The sequence below is a fragment of the Amycolatopsis nigrescens CSC17Ta-90 genome, assembly GCF_000384315.1.
GTDB lineage: Bacteria > Actinomycetota > Actinomycetes > Mycobacteriales > Pseudonocardiaceae > Amycolatopsis > Amycolatopsis nigrescens.
Window position 1 is genome coordinate 5,469,482 of record NZ_ARVW01000001.1, and the last position, 15,463, is coordinate 5,484,944.

Genomic DNA, 15,463 nt, shown 5'->3' on the forward strand with positions numbered 1-15,463 from the left:
CAGGTGGGTCCGGATGCCGCGTGCAGGTCACCCGGCAGTGGCTCTTGATCAGGCGGCTATCGTCGATCCGCATGAGAGCAATCCGCCGGTTCACCGTCCGTGCGAGCCTGCCGGAGCCGCTCTCCGGTCTCACCGCACTGGCCACCAACCTGCGCTGGACCTGGCATCCGCCGACCCGCGACCTGTTCGCCTCGATGGACGACGAGCTGTTCCGCCGGATCAGGGACCCGCTGCGGATGCTCACCGCGGTGCCGGCCGCCAGGCTGGAGGAGCTAGCCGGGGACGAGGAGTTCCTGGCCAGGGCTCGCGCCACCACCGAGGATCTGCACCGGTACCTGACCGAGCCCCGCTGGTACCAGCGCGGCGGCGGCGCGGACTCCCCGGCCGCGATCGCCTACTTCAGCATGGAGTTCGGCGTGCACGAGGCACTGCCGAACTATTCCGGCGGACTCGGTGTGCTGGCCGGCGACCATCTCAAGGCCGCATCCGATCTCGGCGCCCCGATGATCGGGGTCGGCCCGCTGTACCGCGCGGGCTACTTCCGCCAGTCGCTGTCGCTGGACGGCTGGCAGGTGGAGCACTACCCGGTGATCGACCCGGCGGGGCTGCCGCTGGAGCTGCTCACCGAGGACGGCGGCGAGCCGGTGCTGGTGCGGGTGGCCATGCCGGGCGAGCGGGAGCTGCGGGCCCAGGTGTGGCAGGCGCGGGTCGGCCGGATTCCGTTGCTGCTGCTGGATACCGACATCGAGGACAACGACGAGGACCTGCGCGGGGTCACCGATCGGCTCTACGGCGGCGACGCGGACCACCGGATCCGCCAGGAGCTGCTGGCCGGGGTTGGCGGCATGCGCGCGGTGCGCCGGTACTGCGAGCTGACCGGGCATCCGCAGCCGGAGGTGTTCCACACCAACGAAGGCCACGCCGGTTTCCTCGGCCTGGAACGGGCTCGCGAGGTCATCGCGGACTCCGGGCTCGGCTTCGACGACGTGCTCGCCGCGGTTCGCGCGGGCACCGTGTTCACCACGCACACCCCGGTTTCGGCCGGCATCGACCGGTTCCCGGTGGATCTGGTGCGGCACTACTTCGGCGACGGCAGGCTGCTGCCGGGGATCGACGTGCAGCGGGTGCTCGCGCTCGGGGCCGAGGACAACCCCGGGATGTTCAACATGGCGCACATGGGCCTGCGGCTGGCCCAGCGGGCGAACGGGGTGTCCGCGCTGCACGGCCGGGTGTCGCGGCGGATGTTCGCCCGGCTCTGGCCAGGGTTCGACGAGGCCGAGGTGCCGGTTTCCTCGGTCACCAACGGGGTGCACGGGCCGACCTGGGTGGCCAGGGAGATGAGCGCGCTGCTCGGCGGCCGTGACGAGGAGTGGGGGCACGACGGCGACGGCGGCCTGTCGAGCGCGCGCGCGAGGGTCAGTGACGAGCAGCTGTGGGCGCTTCGCCGTGACCTGCGGGAGAAGCTGGTCGCCGAGGTGCGGCGGCGGGTGCGCGCGGCCTGGCTGCAGCGCGGCGCGTCGGCGCTGGAGCTGGGCTGGACCGACACCGTGTTCGACCCGGACGTGCTGACCGTCGGCTTCGCCAGGCGGGTGCCGACCTACAAGCGGCTCACCCTGATGCTGCGCGACCGGGAGCGGCTGCGCGCGCTGCTGCTGGACTCCGAGCGGCCGATCCAGGTGGTGGTGGCCGGCAAGTCGCATCCCGCGGACGAGGGCGGCAAGGCGCTGATCCAGCAGATCGTCCGGTTCGTGGACGATCCCGAGGTGCGGCAGCGGATCGTCTTCCTGCCGGACTACGACATGTCCATGGCGCGCTACCTCTACCGCGGCTGCGACGTGTGGCTGAACAACCCGACCCGACCGCTGGAGGCCTGCGGCACCTCCGGCATGAAGTCCGCGCTCAACGGCGGGCTGAACCTGTCCATCCGGGACGGCTGGTGGGACGAGTACTACGACGGCAGCAACGGCTGGGCGATCCCCACCGCGGACGGCATCACCGACCCGCTGCGCCGCGACGACCTGGAGGCCGCGGCGCTCTACGACCTGCTCGGCCAGCAGGTGGCGCCGCTGTTCTACGACCGCGACCCGGCCGGCGTGCCGCGGGGCTGGCTGTCCATGGTCTGGCACACCCTGGAAACGCTCGGGCCGCGAGTGCAGGCGTCCAGGATGGTGCGCGAGTACGTGGAGAACTACTACCGCCCGGCCGCCGGCATGGTCGCCGCGGCCGCATCGGACGGTTACGCGGGTGCCATGGCGCTGGCCGCGTACCGCAAGAAGGTCGACCTGTCCTGGCGGCAGGTGCGGATCTTCGACAGCGAGCTGACCGTGGAGGCCCCGCAGGCGCTGGTGGTGGGCAACGAGGTCCGGGTGCGCGCCAGGATCGACCTCGCCGGCCTCGAACCGTCCGATGTGGACGTTCAGGCGGTGGTCGGCAGGGTGGGCGACACCGACGAGCTGCAGGACCCGGTGACCGTGCCGATGCCGTGCACCGGGATCGGCGAGTTCAGCGCGGCGCTGCGGCTGCCGCACGCCGGCTCACTCGGCTACACGGTGCGCGTGCTGCCCCGGCACGACCTGCTCGCCAGCCCCGCCGAACTAGGCCGCGTCGTCCTGCCCTCGTGAGTGAAAAGTGTTGCCCTGGCAACACTTTTCACTCACGACCTCTGACCTGCGGTTTCGCGGAAATGAGTTCAGCGTAGGTCGCCATCGCTGTTCCCTTCAAGGTCAGGCAGGTCGGCGAGCATCTTCTCGATCAGCCGGATCGACTCTTCCGGTGACGGTGCGATCGCGCTCAGCTGCTTGAAGACGGACTTGGCCTGTTCCACTTGTTCGAGATCATCGGTCCAGAGTGATAGCTGCTCGCGCATCACTTCGGGGCCGCCCACCATCCGGCGCAGCGCCGATTCATCGATCACTGCCTCCAGGTACAAAGGATCTTCTTTCTCGGATAAGCGCCCTTTGCGAATCCGCCGCACCGCTATCAAGTTTTCGGCGCACCCACGCGTCCAGGCTTGACGTGCACCGGTGAAGCGGGCGCGGATGTAGTCCGCGGTCTGCAGAATGCCGGGAACCGCGGTTGTGTGGAACGTGCGAGCCCGGCTTGCCTCGGTCTCCATGTCGACATAAGTGATCTGGCTTCTCGGGCCGATGTAGGGATACCACCAGGCTCGTTTTTTCGTCGCGCGGGCGAGGTCGAGCAGCTCGTCATCTCGCTGGTCGTAGAGGTCCGTCATGGTGCGGATCAGGTGCACGTCGGCCAGGGTTTCGCCGACCTCGATGCGGTGCAGGCTGGTGCGGGTCTTGTCCAGCCTCGGCGCGGCGATGTCCAGCGTCATCCCGGCGCGCTCACGCATCTCGCGCAGCCGTCGGCCGATCTTGCGCTTGAGGTACGTAGGACTGCTCCGCCCGACCACGGTGACGACCTCCCCACTCACGGTGATCGGTTCATCATCGCACCGGAAGCGGAAGGGCCGGAATTTCCGACCCGCGGTTCAGGGCACTGCGGGGGTGCCGCCGGGGCGGATGGGGAGGCCGGCGGCGGCCCAGGCGCGGAAGCCACCGGCCAGGTCGGTCGCCTTGGCGAGGCCGAGCCGTTTGAGGTCCGCGGCGGCGAGGCTGGACGCGTAGCCCTCGTTGCACACCACGACCACCGCCCGGTCCGCGCGGACCTCGGGCAGCCGGTGCTCGCCGTCCGGGTCCAGCCGCCATTCCAGGTGGATGCGCTCCACCGGTATCGAACCGGGGATCTCCCCTTCGGCGGACCGGTTGGCGAACGGCCGGATGTCCACGATCAGCGCGCCCTCGGCCTGCAGGGCCCGTGCGGTGGCGGGGTCCGCCCGGTCCAGGGTGGACCGGGCGGCGGCCAGTACGTCCTCGATGCCCATTAGCTGATGATCGCAGGCAGCGGCGGGATCTCGGCGGGTACGTCGGCCAGCGAGGCGTACTCGCGGGTGGCCACCAGCGGCGGCGAGTAGGCGTGCACGCTGGCCGCCGGGCCGTTGCCTGCGCCGGTCACCTGGTGCGCCCGGCCGGCGCCGAAGCCGAGCCCGTCCCCGGCCCGGTGCGTGCGGCTGCGGATCGGCCCGCCCGCGTACCGGTACTCCTCGGCCAGTTCGCCCTGTAGCACGGTGAACGAGCCGGACGCGCCGCCGTGGTCGTGCGGTTTGGTCTGCTGGCCTGGCAGCCAGGACAGCAGCCACAGCTCCACCCCGTCGGTCAGCGCCAGCCGCGCCCACCAGCGCTGCTCCTCTTCGAAGCGCAGCAGCTCGCGCAGGCCGGTGGTGAGCTCTGCGGCCACCGTGCCGGTCAGCTCGGCCAGCTCACGGGGAGTCCACAGTAGACGTTCCGGGTGCAGCAGGTCGGCCAGCAGCGGGTCGGTGAGCTGGGGGTGGATCTCGAATTCGGGACGGGCAATGGACACGGTCATTGGGGGAGCTCCTGACTGAGTGCGCGGGTGAAGGGCGATCACGCGACGCGACACGGCGAGCACCCACCGCACCGGGAAGAGTTCCGTGCAGAGCGCTCAGCTGAGGTGTCGCGTCGCGGTACACCCGCAGGACGCGACGAGGAGCAGGTCGATGGCACGGCGGCGCCAGAACGAGCCCGCGGTGGCGGGTGCGCTGGAGATCGCCGGAGTGCTCACGAGACCGAATATGCCACAGCCTGCTGGCCCGGTGCGGCTGGTCTCACGAACTGGTACGCCGGGACGACCAGCGCCGACGGCCCCGCACGGGGTGCCGCCGCGACATGATCAACTCTCCCGGCCACAATGGGCTCGTGAGTGAGCCGACGCAGCCGTATGACCTAGACGATCTCGTGGTGCGGATGGACGGCGTAGGGGTACGGCGGGGGCACAACGAGCTGCTCGCCGGACTCGACTGGGCCGTTGAACTGGATGAGCGCTGGGTGGTGCTCGGCCCGAACGGCGCGGGCAAGACCACCCTGCTCAGGCTGGCCGCGGCCGAGCTGCATCCCACCACCGGTGTCGTGCATCTGCTCGGGGAGCGGATGGGCCGGGTGGACATCTTCGAGCTGCGGCCGCGGATCGGTTTCACCTCGGCCGCGGTGGCCGGCCGGGTGCCGCCGGACGAGATCGTGCGGGACGTGGTGGTCAGCGCCGGCTACGCGGTGCTCGGCCGCTGGCGTGAGGTTTACGACACCATGGACACCGAGCGGGCCGAGGAGCTGCTGGCCACGCTCGGCATCGCGCACCTGGCCGAGCGCACGTACGGCACGCTGTCCGAGGGCGAGCGCAAGCGGACGCTGATCTCCCGCGCGCTGATGACCGACCCCGAGCTGCTGCTGCTCGACGAGCCGGCGGCCGGGCTCGACCTCGGCGGCCGGGAGGATCTGGTGGCCAGGCTGTCCGCGCTCGCGCTGGACCCGGACGCCCCGGCGATGGTGCTGGTCACCCACCACGTCGAGGAGATCCCGCCGGGCTTCACCCACGCGCTGCTGCTCAAGGACGGCCGCGCGGTGGTCGCCGGTCTCATCGACGACGTCCTGACCAGCGAGAACCTGGCCAAGACCTTCGACCAGGACCTGCTGCTGGAGCGCTCGGGAGATCGATTCTTCGCCCGGCGCCGGTAACTCGTTCTACCGGCCGGTAGGCTCCGAAACAAGCTGATTGCTGGCCGAAGGAGGAGTGAGCGTGGGCGAGTTCGTACGGCTCGAGGTGGACGCCGGGGTGGGCACGATCCGGCTGGACCGTCCGCCGGTCAACGCGCTGAACAACCAGGTGCAGGGTGAGCTGGCCGAGGCGGCCAGGGAGGCGTCTGAACGCGACGACGTGCGCGCGGTGATCCTCTACGGCGGCGAGAAGACCTTCGCCGGCGGCGCGGACATCAAGGAGATGGCCGCGAAGTCGTATGTCGAGATGACCAAGTTCGGTGCCGCGCTGTCCGGTTCGCTCAGCCTGCTCGCCGCGATCCCCAAGCCCACCGTCGCCGCGATCACCGGCTACGCCCTCGGCGGCGGCCTTGAGCTGGCGCTCACCGCGGACCGGCGGGTGGCCGGCGACAACGTGAAGGTCGGCCAGCCGGAGATCCAGCTCGGCATCATCCCCGGCGCCGGCGGCACCCAGCGCCTTGCCAGGCTGATCGGCCCGAGCAAGGCCAAGGACCTCGTCTACACCGGCCGGTTCGTCAAGGCCGAAGAGGCGCTCGCGCTGGGCATCCTGGACGAAGTGGTCGCTCCGGACGACGTCTACGCGGCCGCGCACAAGTGGGCCGCGCAGTTCGTGAACGGCCCGGCGGTGGCGCTGCGGGCGGCGAAGGCCGCCATCGACGGTGGGCTGGACCTCGACCTCGCCAACGGCCTCAAGCTGGAGACGAACCTGTTCACCGCGCTGTGGGCGACCGAGGACCAGGCCAACGGGATGCGCTCGTTCGTCGAGAACGGTCCCGGCAAGGCCACCTTCGAGGGGAAGTGACGTCGGCATGACCGAGGCGACCGATCCGGCCCCGCACCCGCACGCCACCGAGGAGGAGGTGCAGGCGGCCTACCGCGACCCGAAGCTGGCGAACGTGCTCTACCACGACTGGGAGGCCGGCACCTACGACGAGAAGTGGTCGATCTCCTACGACGAGCGCTGCATCGCTTACGCCACCGACGTGTTCCGCGCGGTGGCGGGCGAGGAGACCGAGCCGTACCCGACCGCGATGGAGCTGGGCAGCGGCACCGGTTTCTTCCTGCTCAACCTGATGCAGGGCGGGGTGATCAAGAAGGGCTCGGTCACCGACCTCTCACCCGGCATGGTCGAGGTGGCGCTGCGCAACGCGGAGAAGCTCGGCCTGGACGTGGACGGCCGGGTGGCCGACGCGGAGCGCATTCCCTATCCGGACAACAGCTTCGACCTGGTCGTCGGGCACGCGGTGCTGCACCACATCCCGGACGTGCCGGCCGCGTTCGCCGAGGTGCTGCGGGTGCTCAAGCCCGGTGGCCGGTTCGTCTTCGCCGGTGAGCCGACCAAGATCGGGGACACCTACGCGCGCAAGCTCGGCCAGCTCACCTGGTGGCTCACCACCAACCTGACCAAGCTGCCCGCGCTGCGCGGCTGGCGCCGTCCGCAGGAGGAGCTGGACGAGTCCTCGCGGGCCGCGGCGCTGGAGGCGGTGGTGGACATCCACACCTTCGACCCGTCGGACCTGGAGCGCAAGGCGCTCGGCGCGGGTGCGGTGGACGTGCACGCGGTCACCGAGGAGTTCGCCGCGGCGCTGCTCGGCTGGCCGATCCGCACCTTCGAGGCCGCGGTGCCGCAGGAGAAGCTGACCGTGCGGTGGCGGCTGTTCGCCTACCACGCCTGGCTTCGACTGTCCGCTTTGGACAAGAAGCTGCTGGCGAAGGTGCTGCCGCGCGAGCTGTTCTACAACGTGATGATCACCGGCACCAAGCCGCCGGCACCGGTCGAGATCTGAGCCGTTGGCCTACGCGTTCTCGCTCGGTGACGTCGCGTTCCTGCGCTCGCCGGAGGGCGCGTCGGCACTGGACGCCTGCGCGCGCCTCAACGCCGGTTCCATCGCCGACGTGACCGCCGCCCGCCGCACGGCGGGCGAGCGGTTCGCGTCGGCGGTGCTGGAAACCGTGGAGCTGCGCCGGAACGCTGTGTCCAAAATAGATTCACCGGCGGACTGGCTGTTCACCGGTGACGCGCTGCAGCAGGCGAGCGCGGCACCGGTGGCGCGGCACCGGGCGGCCAGGCTGGCCGGGCGGGATGTGCACGACGTGACCTGCTCGGTCGGCGCGGACCTGGTCGAGCTGGCGCGGGTGACCCGCCGCTGCGCCGGTTCCGATCTGGACGAGGTGCGGCTGGCGATGGCCAGGCACAACTCCCGGGTGGCCGGGGTGGCCCCCGCCCTGCTGCGTGCGGACGCACTGGCGCCGTCGACAAGGGAAACCGTGGTGGTGGCCGATCCGGCACGGCGGGACTCGGCCGGCCGCCGTGCCTGGCGCCCTGCCGATTTCGTGCCGCCGCTGGACGAGCTGGCCGCGGTGTACGCGGGCCGGGACCTGGTGGTGAAGTGCTCGCCGGGGATCGACCCGGCCGCCGTGCCGTGGGCGTCGGAGGTCGAGCTGGTGTCGCTGGACGGGCAGGTGCGCGAAGCCTGCCTGTGGAGCGCCGGGCTGGCCGGGGTCTCCAGGCGGGCCACCGTGCTGCGCTCGGACGGTCCTTCGTGGACGGTCACCGACGCGGACCCGGACGACGTCGGCGCCGCCGAGCCGGGCGAGTGGATCATCGACCCGGACGGCGCGGTGGTGCGGGCCGGGCTGGTCCGGCACTACGCCGCCCGGCACGGGCTCTGGCAGCTCGACGAGCGGATCGCCTACCTCACCGGCGACCGCCCGCCGCCGGGGGTGCGGGCCTTCCGCGTGCTGGAGTCCGGCGCGTACCGGGAGAAGGAGCTGCGTGCCGCGTTGCGGCGGCTGGACGTCGGCAGGCTGGAGATCCTGGTGCGCGGGCTGGACGTGGACCCGGATGCGCTGCGCCGCCGCCTCAAGCCACGGGGCGCGGGCGAGCTGAGCGTGGTGCTCACCCGGATCGGCCGTTCTCCCCGCGCGTTTCTCTGCCGGGCCGAAAGGACCTGAATCACGCCGGAAATCCGGGCTGAAAGGGCGCCAAAAGGACGGTTCGGGTGGAGTTGCCGGCCGGTCCGCGTCTAGGTTCTGCGAGTCCTGTGTGTACTGAGATGGGGGAAGCATGTTCCGCAGTAGTCTGGTGAAACTGGCCGCGGCGGCGGCCGTTGGGGCGAGTGCGGTCGGGGGAGTGACCGCGTTGGCGGGCACCGACGACGGTGCGCACGCCCGGCAGCCCGCCAACCTCGGGCAGGTGAAGAACGACGTCAAGGCATACTACGGCGACTACCTGGACGCCGCGGGCAAGCACCACTACTCGGAGACCGGCGACTGGGCCACCGATACCGCCCGGCAGGTCGGCGACGCCCGTCAGTTCCTGGCGAAGCGGCTGGCCGACGGGGTGGCGAACCCGGCGATCGTGCTGGACATCGACGACACCTCGGAGAGCACCTACGGCTGGGAGGCGGACAACGACTTCGGCTTCGACCCCGTCAAGCAGGAGCAGGCGATCGAGTCCGGCGAGTTCACCGCCGTCAAGCCGACCCTGGAGCTGGCGAACTGGGCCGCCCAGCGCGGGGTGCAGGTTTACTTCCTGACCGGGCGCAAGGAGCACCAGGGCCCGGCGTCGCTGAAGAACCTGGCGAACGAGGGCTACCCCGCGCCGGCCGGAGCGTTCTTCAAGCCGGAGACCGCCGCGCCGGACTACCTGCCGTGCGGGCTGAGCTGCAACACCGTGCAGTACAAGTCCGGCACCCGCGCACATCTCGAGTCCACCGGCGCGACCGTGCTGCTCAACGTCGGCGACCAGTACAGCGACCTCGAAGGCGGCCACGCCGAGCGTTCCGTCAAACTCCCGAACCCGATGTACTACCTTCCCTGAGCTCGCTACTTCATGGTGGCGATCTGGATCAGGTTGCCGCAGGTGTCGTCGAGGACGGCGGTGACCACCGGCCCCATGTCGATCGCGTCCTGGGTGAATTCGACGCCAAGCCCTTTGAGCCGCTCGACCTCGGCGTACACGTCGTCGACGGCGAACTGGGTGAACGGGATGCCGTCGGTGACCAGCGCCTTCTTGAACGGGCCTGCCGCCGGGTGGCCGTCCGGCTCCAGTAGCAGCTCGACCCCGTCCGGGTTCGCGGGAGAGACCACGGTGAGCCAGCGGGCCCCGCCGGCGGGCACGTCGGTCTTCTTGATGAACCCCAGCTTCTCGGTGTAGAAGGCAAGCGCCTTGGCCTGGTCGTCGACGAACACGCTGGTGATGTTGATGCGGATCACGGGTTGAGTTCCTCTCGGTCGGTGGAAACCCCACGCTAGGACACGACCCCGGCCCCGCACGTCCGCCCACCACTTCGCGCGACCCCCGACCGTGGCAGCTCTTAGCGAACGGTCAGCGGCCGTTCGGCGGTGGCGCAGGTGTGCAGGATGGTGTCGGCGACCAGGCCGGGGGCGTCGCTCATCGGGACGTGGCCGCAGTCGGGGAGCAGCACGTGCCGCGCGGACGGCAGCAGCCGGGTCGCGCGGAACGCCTGCCGCGGCGGGAGCAGCCGGTCACCGGCGCCCCAGGCGACGGTCAGCGGCACCGCCGGCGATGGGCCGTTCCAGGCGAAATCCTCGCCGGCGGCCAGCGTCGGTTCGAAGGACGCCGCTCCCCGCAGCGCCCCCATGTCGCCGAGCGCGGTCTTCAGGTCGATCCGCTCGGGATGCGCGTACAGCATCCGCAAGCTGCCGTTGCGCAGGGCGTCGCTGCGCAGCACGATCCTGGTCGCGGTCTGCGGCGCCCGCGCGCCGCGGCGCATCCAGCGCAGCGCGGCGAACGCGCGGGCCCGGTCGCGGCGGTTCCAGAACCCGGCCGGTGACAACGCGGTCGCCGAAGCGACCAGGCCCTGCGCGGCGGCCTCGATGGCCAGCAGCCCGCCGAGCGAATTGCCCGCCACGTGCGGATTTTCCACCCCGAGCGTCTGGAAGATGCCGCGCAGGACGCCGACCGAGCCGCTCAGGTCGTGCGCGGTGCCCTCGGGCAGCCGCGGCGAGCGGCCGAACCCCGGCAGGTCGACGGCGAAGACCTGATGCCGCTCGGCGAGCCGGTCGAGCACCGGCAGCCAGGCCTGCCAGCGGTGCCCGATCCCGTGCAGCAGCACCAGCGGGCTGCCGCTCCCTCGGCGTTCGTAGTTGACGGTGATGTCCATATCGGCCTCGCTGCTCATTTGCTTGTTTCGAAGTCTTCGGCGCGGAAGCGCAGGCGTCGGTCGAGCCTGGCCAGCGACCACGGCCAGTTGGCGATGTTGTGCCCGGTCTCGTCCAGGTAGTAGCTGACGCAGCCGCCGGCGTTGTACACCGTCGGCCGCAGCCCTTCCTGCACCTCTTCGTTGAACCGCCGCTGCACGTCGGCGCGGACGTCCACGCTCGCCCAGCCCCGCTCGCGCATGGTCGTGACCGCGTCGGCCACGTACCGCGCCTGCGACTCGATCGTGCCGAGCACGGACGCGTGCCCCGGCACGATGTTGGGGCCGAGGAAGGTGAACAGGTTCGGGAAACCGGCGATCGCGGTGCCGAGGTAGGCGCGGGCGCTGCCCTGCCAGTGCTCGGCGAGACTGCGGCCCTCGGCGTCGAACACGTACCGCGCGATCGGCGGTTCGGTGACCTCGAAACCGGTGCCGAAGATGACCGCGTCCACCTCGCACTCGGTGCCGTCCGCTCCGACCACGGACCGCTCGCGCAGCTCGGCCACCGCGGTCGGGTGCACCCGCACGTTCGGCCCGGCGAGCGCACGGTAGTAGCCGTTCGACAACAGGATTCGCTTGCAGCCCAAGGTGAATCCCGGGGTCAGCGCGGCACGCAGGGCCGGGTCGCGCACCTGGCGGCGCAGGTGCAGCAGCGCCGCCCGCTGGAGCACCCGCATCAGCCGCTCGCGGCGGAACGCCACCCCGGCCGCCTCATGCACCGCGTAGACCCCGTACCGCAGCGCGTTCCCGGCGCCCGGCACCAGCCGGAAGAGCTGCTGCGCGGTCCACGGGATCGGGAAGTCGAGCTTCGGCAGCACCCAGGGCGCGGTGCGCTGGAACAGGTGCAGCCGCTCGACCCCGCGCGCGATCTTCGGCACGAACTGGATCGCGGACGCGCCGGTGCCGATCACCGCGACCCGCTTCCCGGCGAGCGGGTACTCGTGGTCCCAGCGCGCGGAGTGGAAGGTCTTCCCGGTGAAGCGCGCCAGTCCCGGCACGTCCGGCAGCGCCGGTTCGTGCAGCGGTCCGGCCGCCGCGACGAGCACCGTGGCGGTGTAGCGGCCGCGGTCGGTCTCCACCCGCCAGCACCGGCCCGTAGCGTCCCAGCGCGCCGAGTCGACCCGCACGCCGAACTCGATGTCCTCGTACACCCCGTGTCGCCGCGCGCTGGCCCGGAGGTAGCGCTGGATCTCCGGCTGACGGCTGTAGAACCGGCTCCAGAACGGGTTGGGGTCGAAGGAGTAGGAGTACCAGACCGACGGCACGTCGCAGCCGCAGCCGGGATAGGTGTTCTCGCGCCAAGCCCCGCCGACGTCGTCGCCCTTTTCCAGCACGGTGAAGTCGGTGATACCGGCTTGTCGTAGCTTGATCGCGGTGGCGACCCCGGAGGCGCCGGCCCCGATCACCAGCACCCGGACCGATTTCGCGGCGGCCATCAGACGGTGTACCCGTAGCGGTGCCACAGTTTCTTGGCCGCGGGGGTGAGCAGGCCGAGCTCGGCGTAGAACGGCCGGAACCGGCTCATGCAGTCGTCCAGGGTGGCGCGCCAGTGCGGGTTCGTCTTCGCCGCGCGGGCCGCTTCGTTCGCGTCGAGCCCGGCCTCGGCGTACATCGCCGGTACCCGCCAGGACCGTTCCACCACGCCGAGGCCGATCGCCACCGCCAGCGCGAGGCCCTCCCGGTACGCCCTCGGCAGCCGGGGCACCATGCGCAGCAGCTCCTCGCGGGCGTAGCGCATGTGCCTTGCCTCCTCGATCACGTGTATCCGGTTCACCTGGCGGACCAGCGGCTGGATCGAGTCGTCCTTCATGGCGCCGCGCTGGATCGCGTCGAAGATCTCCTCGACGAACAGCACCGCCACGAAGGCCAGCGGCTTGGTGGAGAAGGCGCGCAGCAGATCGGTCATCACCCGGTCCACCAGATGCGGCCGGTACGGGCCGCGGTCCAGCTTGACCAGCGTCCGGCTGAACATCGTGGAGTGCCGGGTCTCGTCACCGACCTCGGTGAGCGCGTACCGCAGGTGCTCCGAGACCGGATCGAAGGTGAGCGCGTGCCGCACCAGCATCTGGATGAACATGGTCTCCACCCAGATGCCGAACCCGAGCATGTTCGCCACCTCGCAGCGGGTCAGCTCCACCCGCTGCCGGTGACTCATCCGGGCCCAGATTTCGGTGCCGTACAAGGAGGAGTAGGCCGGTGGCGCGAAGAACGCCCCGTCCACCAGCGGCGCGTCCCAGTCGATGTCCAGCTCCGGGTCGTAGCTGCGGTCGGGTGAAGCGGTGAGCAGGCGTCGTGCGGTGGCTTCGCGGTCGGTTTCCCTACGTGCCATGGTTCGAGCTCCCTCGCCGTTGAAGCAGTCTCATCGCCAGTCCCTCCAGCCGGGACATCGTGGCCTCGCCGCCGAAGCGGGCGGTGACCCGCATCGCCGGCGGGAACAGGTGGGCCAGGCCGTAGGCGGCCCAGGCGCCGGGGGTCACCGGCACCACCGGCCGGTTCCGCCGCACCGCGCCGAGCACCCGGCGCGCGACCAGTTCCGGACCTGGTGCCCAGCGGCCGAAGAACTCGCCGGCCAGCCTGCCGCGCTCCCGTCCGGCCGCCGCGGTGAGACCGGTGAAGACGGTGGAGGCGTAGATGTCGGTGGCGATGAACCCGGGGCAGATCGCGCTCACCCCGACCCCGTGCGGCGCCAGTTCCGCGCGCAGGCACTCGGAGAGCATCAGCACCGCGGCCTTGGTGGTCGCGTAGGCGGGCAGCGCCTTGCTCGGGGTGAAGGCCGCGGCCGAGGCGATGTTGACCAGGTGGCCGCGGGTCTCCGGCCGCTCGCGATGCCGCTCGGCGAGCTGGGCGCCGAACAGCCGGCAACCGTGCACCACACCCATCAGGTTCACGTCGATGATCCGGCGCCAGTCGTCCGTGCCGTGGTCGAGGAAGCCGCCGCCCATGCCGATCCCGGCGTTGTTCACCACCACGTCCGGCACGCCGTGCTCCTCGCGGACCCGGCCGGCGAAGGTCTCCCACGCTTCGGCGTCGGCCACGTCGAGCCGGACGGCCTCACCGGTCAGCCCGTTCGCGGTCCGCTGCGCCGCGGCCAGGTCGATGTCCGCGCAGATCACCGTGGCCCCTTGCCGGCCGAAGGCTTCCGCGGTGGCCCGCCCGATTCCGGCTCCGGCGCCGGTGACCACGACCAGCTTCGGCTCGATCATCCGTCCCACCTTCGCGACGACGACATGAACGAATGTTACATCGGGCGATGTCAAGATGGGAAGGATAAGGTTGCCCGGTGGCCGAGTACCGCATCGACGAGCTGGCGCGTCTGGCCGGGACCACCACCCGGAACGTCCGGGCGTACCAGGACCGCGGGATCCTGCCACCGCCCCGCCGGGAGGGCCGGGTCGGCATCTACACCGACGCCCATCTGGCCCGGCTGCGGCTGATCGGCTCGCTGCTGCGGCGCGGCTACGCCTCCGCGCAGATCTCCGAACTGCTCTCCGGCTGGGAACAGGGCAAGAATCTTGGCGAAGTGCTCGGTCTCGAAGAAGCGATCAACAGCCCGTGGACCGACGAGATCCCGGCCTACCTGCCCACCGACCAGGTGCGCGAATTGCTCGGCGGCGACGAGCAGTTCGACCGGGTGGTGCGGCTCGGCCTGCTCGAACCCGATGGCGAGCGCTGCCTGGTGACCAGCCCGCAGCTGCTCAGCGGGTTCACCGAGCTGACCGGCTCCGGGTTCAGCATCGGCGAGCTAATCGAGCTGTACGAGGACATCGCGCCGGCGGTGGACGTGGTGGCGCGGCGGATGGTGGAGGCGGGCGCGTCCCGGCTGATCGCCGAGCACGGTGACGCGTGGCTGCCGGAAAAGGACGAGGTGGCCGAGGTGACCCAGCTGCTGCGGCAGTTGCGGCTGGTCGCGATGAGCTCGGTGCAGGGAATCCTCGGGCACGCGCTGGAGCGCAACATCGAGTCGGTGCTCGGCGAGCACCTCGCCAGGGTGATCAAGCAAAACCAACCTCGTGAGTGAAAAATGTTGTTGGGACAACACTTTCCACTCACGAGGTCGGCGGGCGTGGGTCAGCGGGTGGGGAAGCTGCCTGCGTAGATCTTCATCTCACCGGCGGTCCTGGCCAGACCGTTGGCCCACAGGGACTCCACCCTGGACCGCTCCTCCGCGTTCGGGTTCGCGTTGGTGCAGGACGGGCCGGGGCCGCCGCCGGACATCAGTTCCGAGCACGGGCCCTCGTAGTGGTCCGGCAGGCCCAGCGCGTGCCCGGACTCGTGCGCCGCGATCCGGGTCTGGTCGTACTGCTGTGCCTGGGTGTAGTCGATGAAGATGGTGCCGTTGCCGTGGCCGTCGGTCTGTGCGTAGGAGCCGCGCGGGTCGTTGCCCTCGGTGTAGCGCAGGGTCGCGCTGCCCGCGTTCTCCTCGAACTTCACGTTGTTGACCGCGTTGTTCCAGTTGGAGAGGCCGGCGGCGATGGCGTCGCGGAAGGTCGGCGCGCCGGAGGCGTCGTAGTAGACCGTGGCGGCCATGATCGCGGGTTCGGCCTGCGGCGCGGCTGGTGCGGCCAGCGCGGTGCCCGCGAGCATCGGGGTGGCCAGCATCGCGACACCGACGGCGCCGGACATGAAGGTCTTGATCGACATGCGAAACTCCTCGTCCTCAAAGGAACAAAC

The 15,463-nt window shown here is 70.7% G+C and carries 16 protein-coding genes; 7 read left to right on the plus strand and 9 right to left on the minus strand.

Annotated elements, in window-relative coordinates:
* Positions 1-71: 71 nt before the first annotated feature.
* Positions 72-2,621, plus strand: a complete 2,550-nt coding sequence (gene glgP, locus AMYNI_RS0125990) for an alpha-glucan family phosphorylase (protein WP_026360936.1) — start codon at positions 72-74, stop codon at positions 2,619-2,621.
* Between the two features lie 68 nt (positions 2,622-2,689).
* Here the strand turns inward: glgP and AMYNI_RS45405 are convergent, their stop codons facing one another.
* The 3 genes from AMYNI_RS45405 to AMYNI_RS0126005 are packed head-to-tail and all read right to left on the minus strand — an operon-like array spanning position 2,690 to position 4,425.
* Positions 2,690-3,433 carry a Scr1 family TA system antitoxin-like transcriptional regulator gene (locus tag AMYNI_RS45405; protein WP_020671000.1) on the minus strand — a complete coding sequence of 248 codons (744 nt, stop codon included), beginning with the start codon at positions 3,431-3,433 and terminating at the stop codon, positions 2,690-2,692.
* A gap of 57 nt (positions 3,434-3,490) precedes the next feature.
* Entirely contained in the window at positions 3,491-3,883 is a 393-nt protein-coding gene (locus tag AMYNI_RS0126000; RefSeq protein WP_020671001.1) for a rhodanese-like domain-containing protein, read from the minus strand.
* The gene (locus AMYNI_RS0126005; protein WP_020671002.1) at positions 3,883-4,425 is read right to left on the minus strand and encodes a cysteine dioxygenase; all 543 of its coding nucleotides are present in this window, start codon (positions 4,423-4,425) and stop codon (positions 3,883-3,885) included. The genes AMYNI_RS0126000 and AMYNI_RS0126005 overlap by 1 nt, the downstream gene beginning before the upstream one ends.
* Before the next feature lie 350 nt (positions 4,426-4,775).
* Between AMYNI_RS0126005 and AMYNI_RS0126010 the strand changes: the two genes are divergently transcribed.
* The 5 genes from AMYNI_RS0126010 to AMYNI_RS0126030 all read left to right on the plus strand — a co-directional run bounded on the left by AMYNI_RS0126010 (position 4,776) and on the right by AMYNI_RS0126030 (position 9,450).
* Positions 4,776-5,588, plus strand: coding sequence for an ABC transporter ATP-binding protein (locus AMYNI_RS0126010; RefSeq protein ID WP_026360937.1), 813 nt, complete (start codon positions 4,776-4,778; stop codon positions 5,586-5,588).
* A 61-nt stretch (positions 5,589-5,649) separates the two neighbouring features.
* On the plus strand, positions 5,650-6,429 hold the full coding sequence (locus AMYNI_RS0126015; protein WP_020671004.1) for an enoyl-CoA hydratase/isomerase family protein: 780 nt from the start codon (positions 5,650-5,652) through the stop codon (positions 6,427-6,429).
* Positions 6,430-6,436: 7 nt separating this feature from the next.
* On the plus strand, positions 6,437-7,414 hold the full coding sequence (locus tag AMYNI_RS0126020) for a class I SAM-dependent methyltransferase (protein WP_020671005.1): 978 nt from the start codon (positions 6,437-6,439) through the stop codon (positions 7,412-7,414).
* A gap of 4 nt (positions 7,415-7,418) precedes the next feature.
* Positions 7,419-8,582: a class I SAM-dependent methyltransferase gene (locus AMYNI_RS0126025; protein ID WP_020671006.1), complete on the plus strand. Its 1,164-nt coding sequence runs from the start codon at positions 7,419-7,421 to the stop codon at positions 8,580-8,582.
* Positions 8,583-8,694: 112 nt separating this feature from the next.
* Entirely contained in the window at positions 8,695-9,450 is a 756-nt protein-coding gene (locus tag AMYNI_RS0126030; RefSeq protein ID WP_026360938.1) for an HAD family acid phosphatase, read from the plus strand.
* Between the two features lie 5 nt (positions 9,451-9,455).
* Here the strand turns inward: AMYNI_RS0126030 and AMYNI_RS0126035 are convergent, their stop codons facing one another.
* The 5 genes from AMYNI_RS0126035 to AMYNI_RS45410 all read right to left on the minus strand — a co-directional run bounded on the left by AMYNI_RS0126035 (position 9,456) and on the right by AMYNI_RS45410 (position 13,995).
* Positions 9,456-9,845, minus strand: coding sequence for a VOC family protein (locus tag AMYNI_RS0126035; RefSeq protein WP_020671008.1), 390 nt, complete (start codon positions 9,843-9,845; stop codon positions 9,456-9,458).
* 101 nt (positions 9,846-9,946) lie between these two features.
* Complete coding sequence (locus tag AMYNI_RS0126040; protein WP_020671009.1) at positions 9,947-10,774, minus strand: alpha/beta fold hydrolase; 828 nt, start codon at positions 10,772-10,774, stop codon at positions 9,947-9,949.
* On the minus strand, positions 10,771-12,228 hold the full coding sequence (locus AMYNI_RS0126045) for a flavin-containing monooxygenase (protein ID WP_020671010.1): 1,458 nt from the start codon (positions 12,226-12,228) through the stop codon (positions 10,771-10,773). The genes AMYNI_RS0126040 and AMYNI_RS0126045 overlap by 4 nt, the downstream gene beginning before the upstream one ends.
* On the minus strand, positions 12,228-13,121 hold the full coding sequence (locus tag AMYNI_RS0126050) for an AurF N-oxygenase family protein (protein ID WP_020671011.1): 894 nt from the start codon (positions 13,119-13,121) through the stop codon (positions 12,228-12,230). Before AMYNI_RS0126050 ends, AMYNI_RS0126045 begins: the two co-directional genes overlap by 1 nt.
* Complete coding sequence (locus AMYNI_RS45410) at positions 13,111-13,995, minus strand: SDR family NAD(P)-dependent oxidoreductase (RefSeq protein WP_020671012.1); 885 nt, start codon at positions 13,993-13,995, stop codon at positions 13,111-13,113. Before AMYNI_RS45410 ends, AMYNI_RS0126050 begins: the two co-directional genes overlap by 11 nt.
* Before the next feature lie 77 nt (positions 13,996-14,072).
* Between AMYNI_RS45410 and AMYNI_RS0126060 the strand changes: the two genes are divergently transcribed.
* The gene (locus AMYNI_RS0126060; protein ID WP_020671013.1) at positions 14,073-14,810 is read left to right on the plus strand and encodes a MerR family transcriptional regulator; all 738 of its coding nucleotides are present in this window, start codon (positions 14,073-14,075) and stop codon (positions 14,808-14,810) included.
* 50 nt (positions 14,811-14,860) lie between these two features.
* Here AMYNI_RS0126060 and AMYNI_RS0126065 read toward each other — a convergent pair whose 3' ends face one another.
* Complete coding sequence (locus AMYNI_RS0126065) at positions 14,861-15,433, minus strand: snapalysin family zinc-dependent metalloprotease (RefSeq protein WP_020671014.1); 573 nt, start codon at positions 15,431-15,433, stop codon at positions 14,861-14,863.
* Between the last annotated feature and the right edge of the window lie 30 nt (positions 15,434-15,463).

What these genes read in the sequence shown, in the direction of transcription:
- glgP (WP_026360936.1), top strand. Translation starts at nt 72, where the DNA reads ATGAGAGCAATCCGCCGGTTCACCGTCCGTGCGAGCCTGCCGGAGCCG.
- AMYNI_RS0126000 (WP_020671001.1), bottom strand. Translation starts at nt 3,883, where the DNA reads ATGGGCATCGAGGACGTACTGGCCGCCGCCCGGTCCACCCTGGACCGG.
- AMYNI_RS0126005 (WP_020671002.1), bottom strand. Translation starts at nt 4,425, where the DNA reads ATGACCGTGTCCATTGCCCGTCCCGAATTCGAGATCCACCCCCAGCTC.
- AMYNI_RS0126020 (WP_020671005.1), top strand. Translation starts at nt 6,437, where the DNA reads ATGACCGAGGCGACCGATCCGGCCCCGCACCCGCACGCCACCGAGGAG.
- AMYNI_RS0126030 (WP_026360938.1), top strand. Translation starts at nt 8,695, where the DNA reads ATGTTCCGCAGTAGTCTGGTGAAACTGGCCGCGGCGGCGGCCGTTGGG.
- AMYNI_RS0126040 (WP_020671009.1), bottom strand. Translation starts at nt 10,774, where the DNA reads ATGAGCAGCGAGGCCGATATGGACATCACCGTCAACTACGAACGCCGA.
- AMYNI_RS0126045 (WP_020671010.1), bottom strand. Translation starts at nt 12,228, where the DNA reads ATGGCCGCCGCGAAATCGGTCCGGGTGCTGGTGATCGGGGCCGGCGCC.
- AMYNI_RS0126050 (WP_020671011.1), bottom strand. Translation starts at nt 13,121, where the DNA reads ATGGCACGTAGGGAAACCGACCGCGAAGCCACCGCACGACGCCTGCTC.
- AMYNI_RS45410 (WP_020671012.1), bottom strand. Translation starts at nt 13,995, where the DNA reads ATGATCGAGCCGAAGCTGGTCGTGGTCACCGGCGCCGGAGCCGGAATC.
- AMYNI_RS0126065 (WP_020671014.1), bottom strand. Translation starts at nt 15,433, where the DNA reads ATGTCGATCAAGACCTTCATGTCCGGCGCCGTCGGTGTCGCGATGCTG.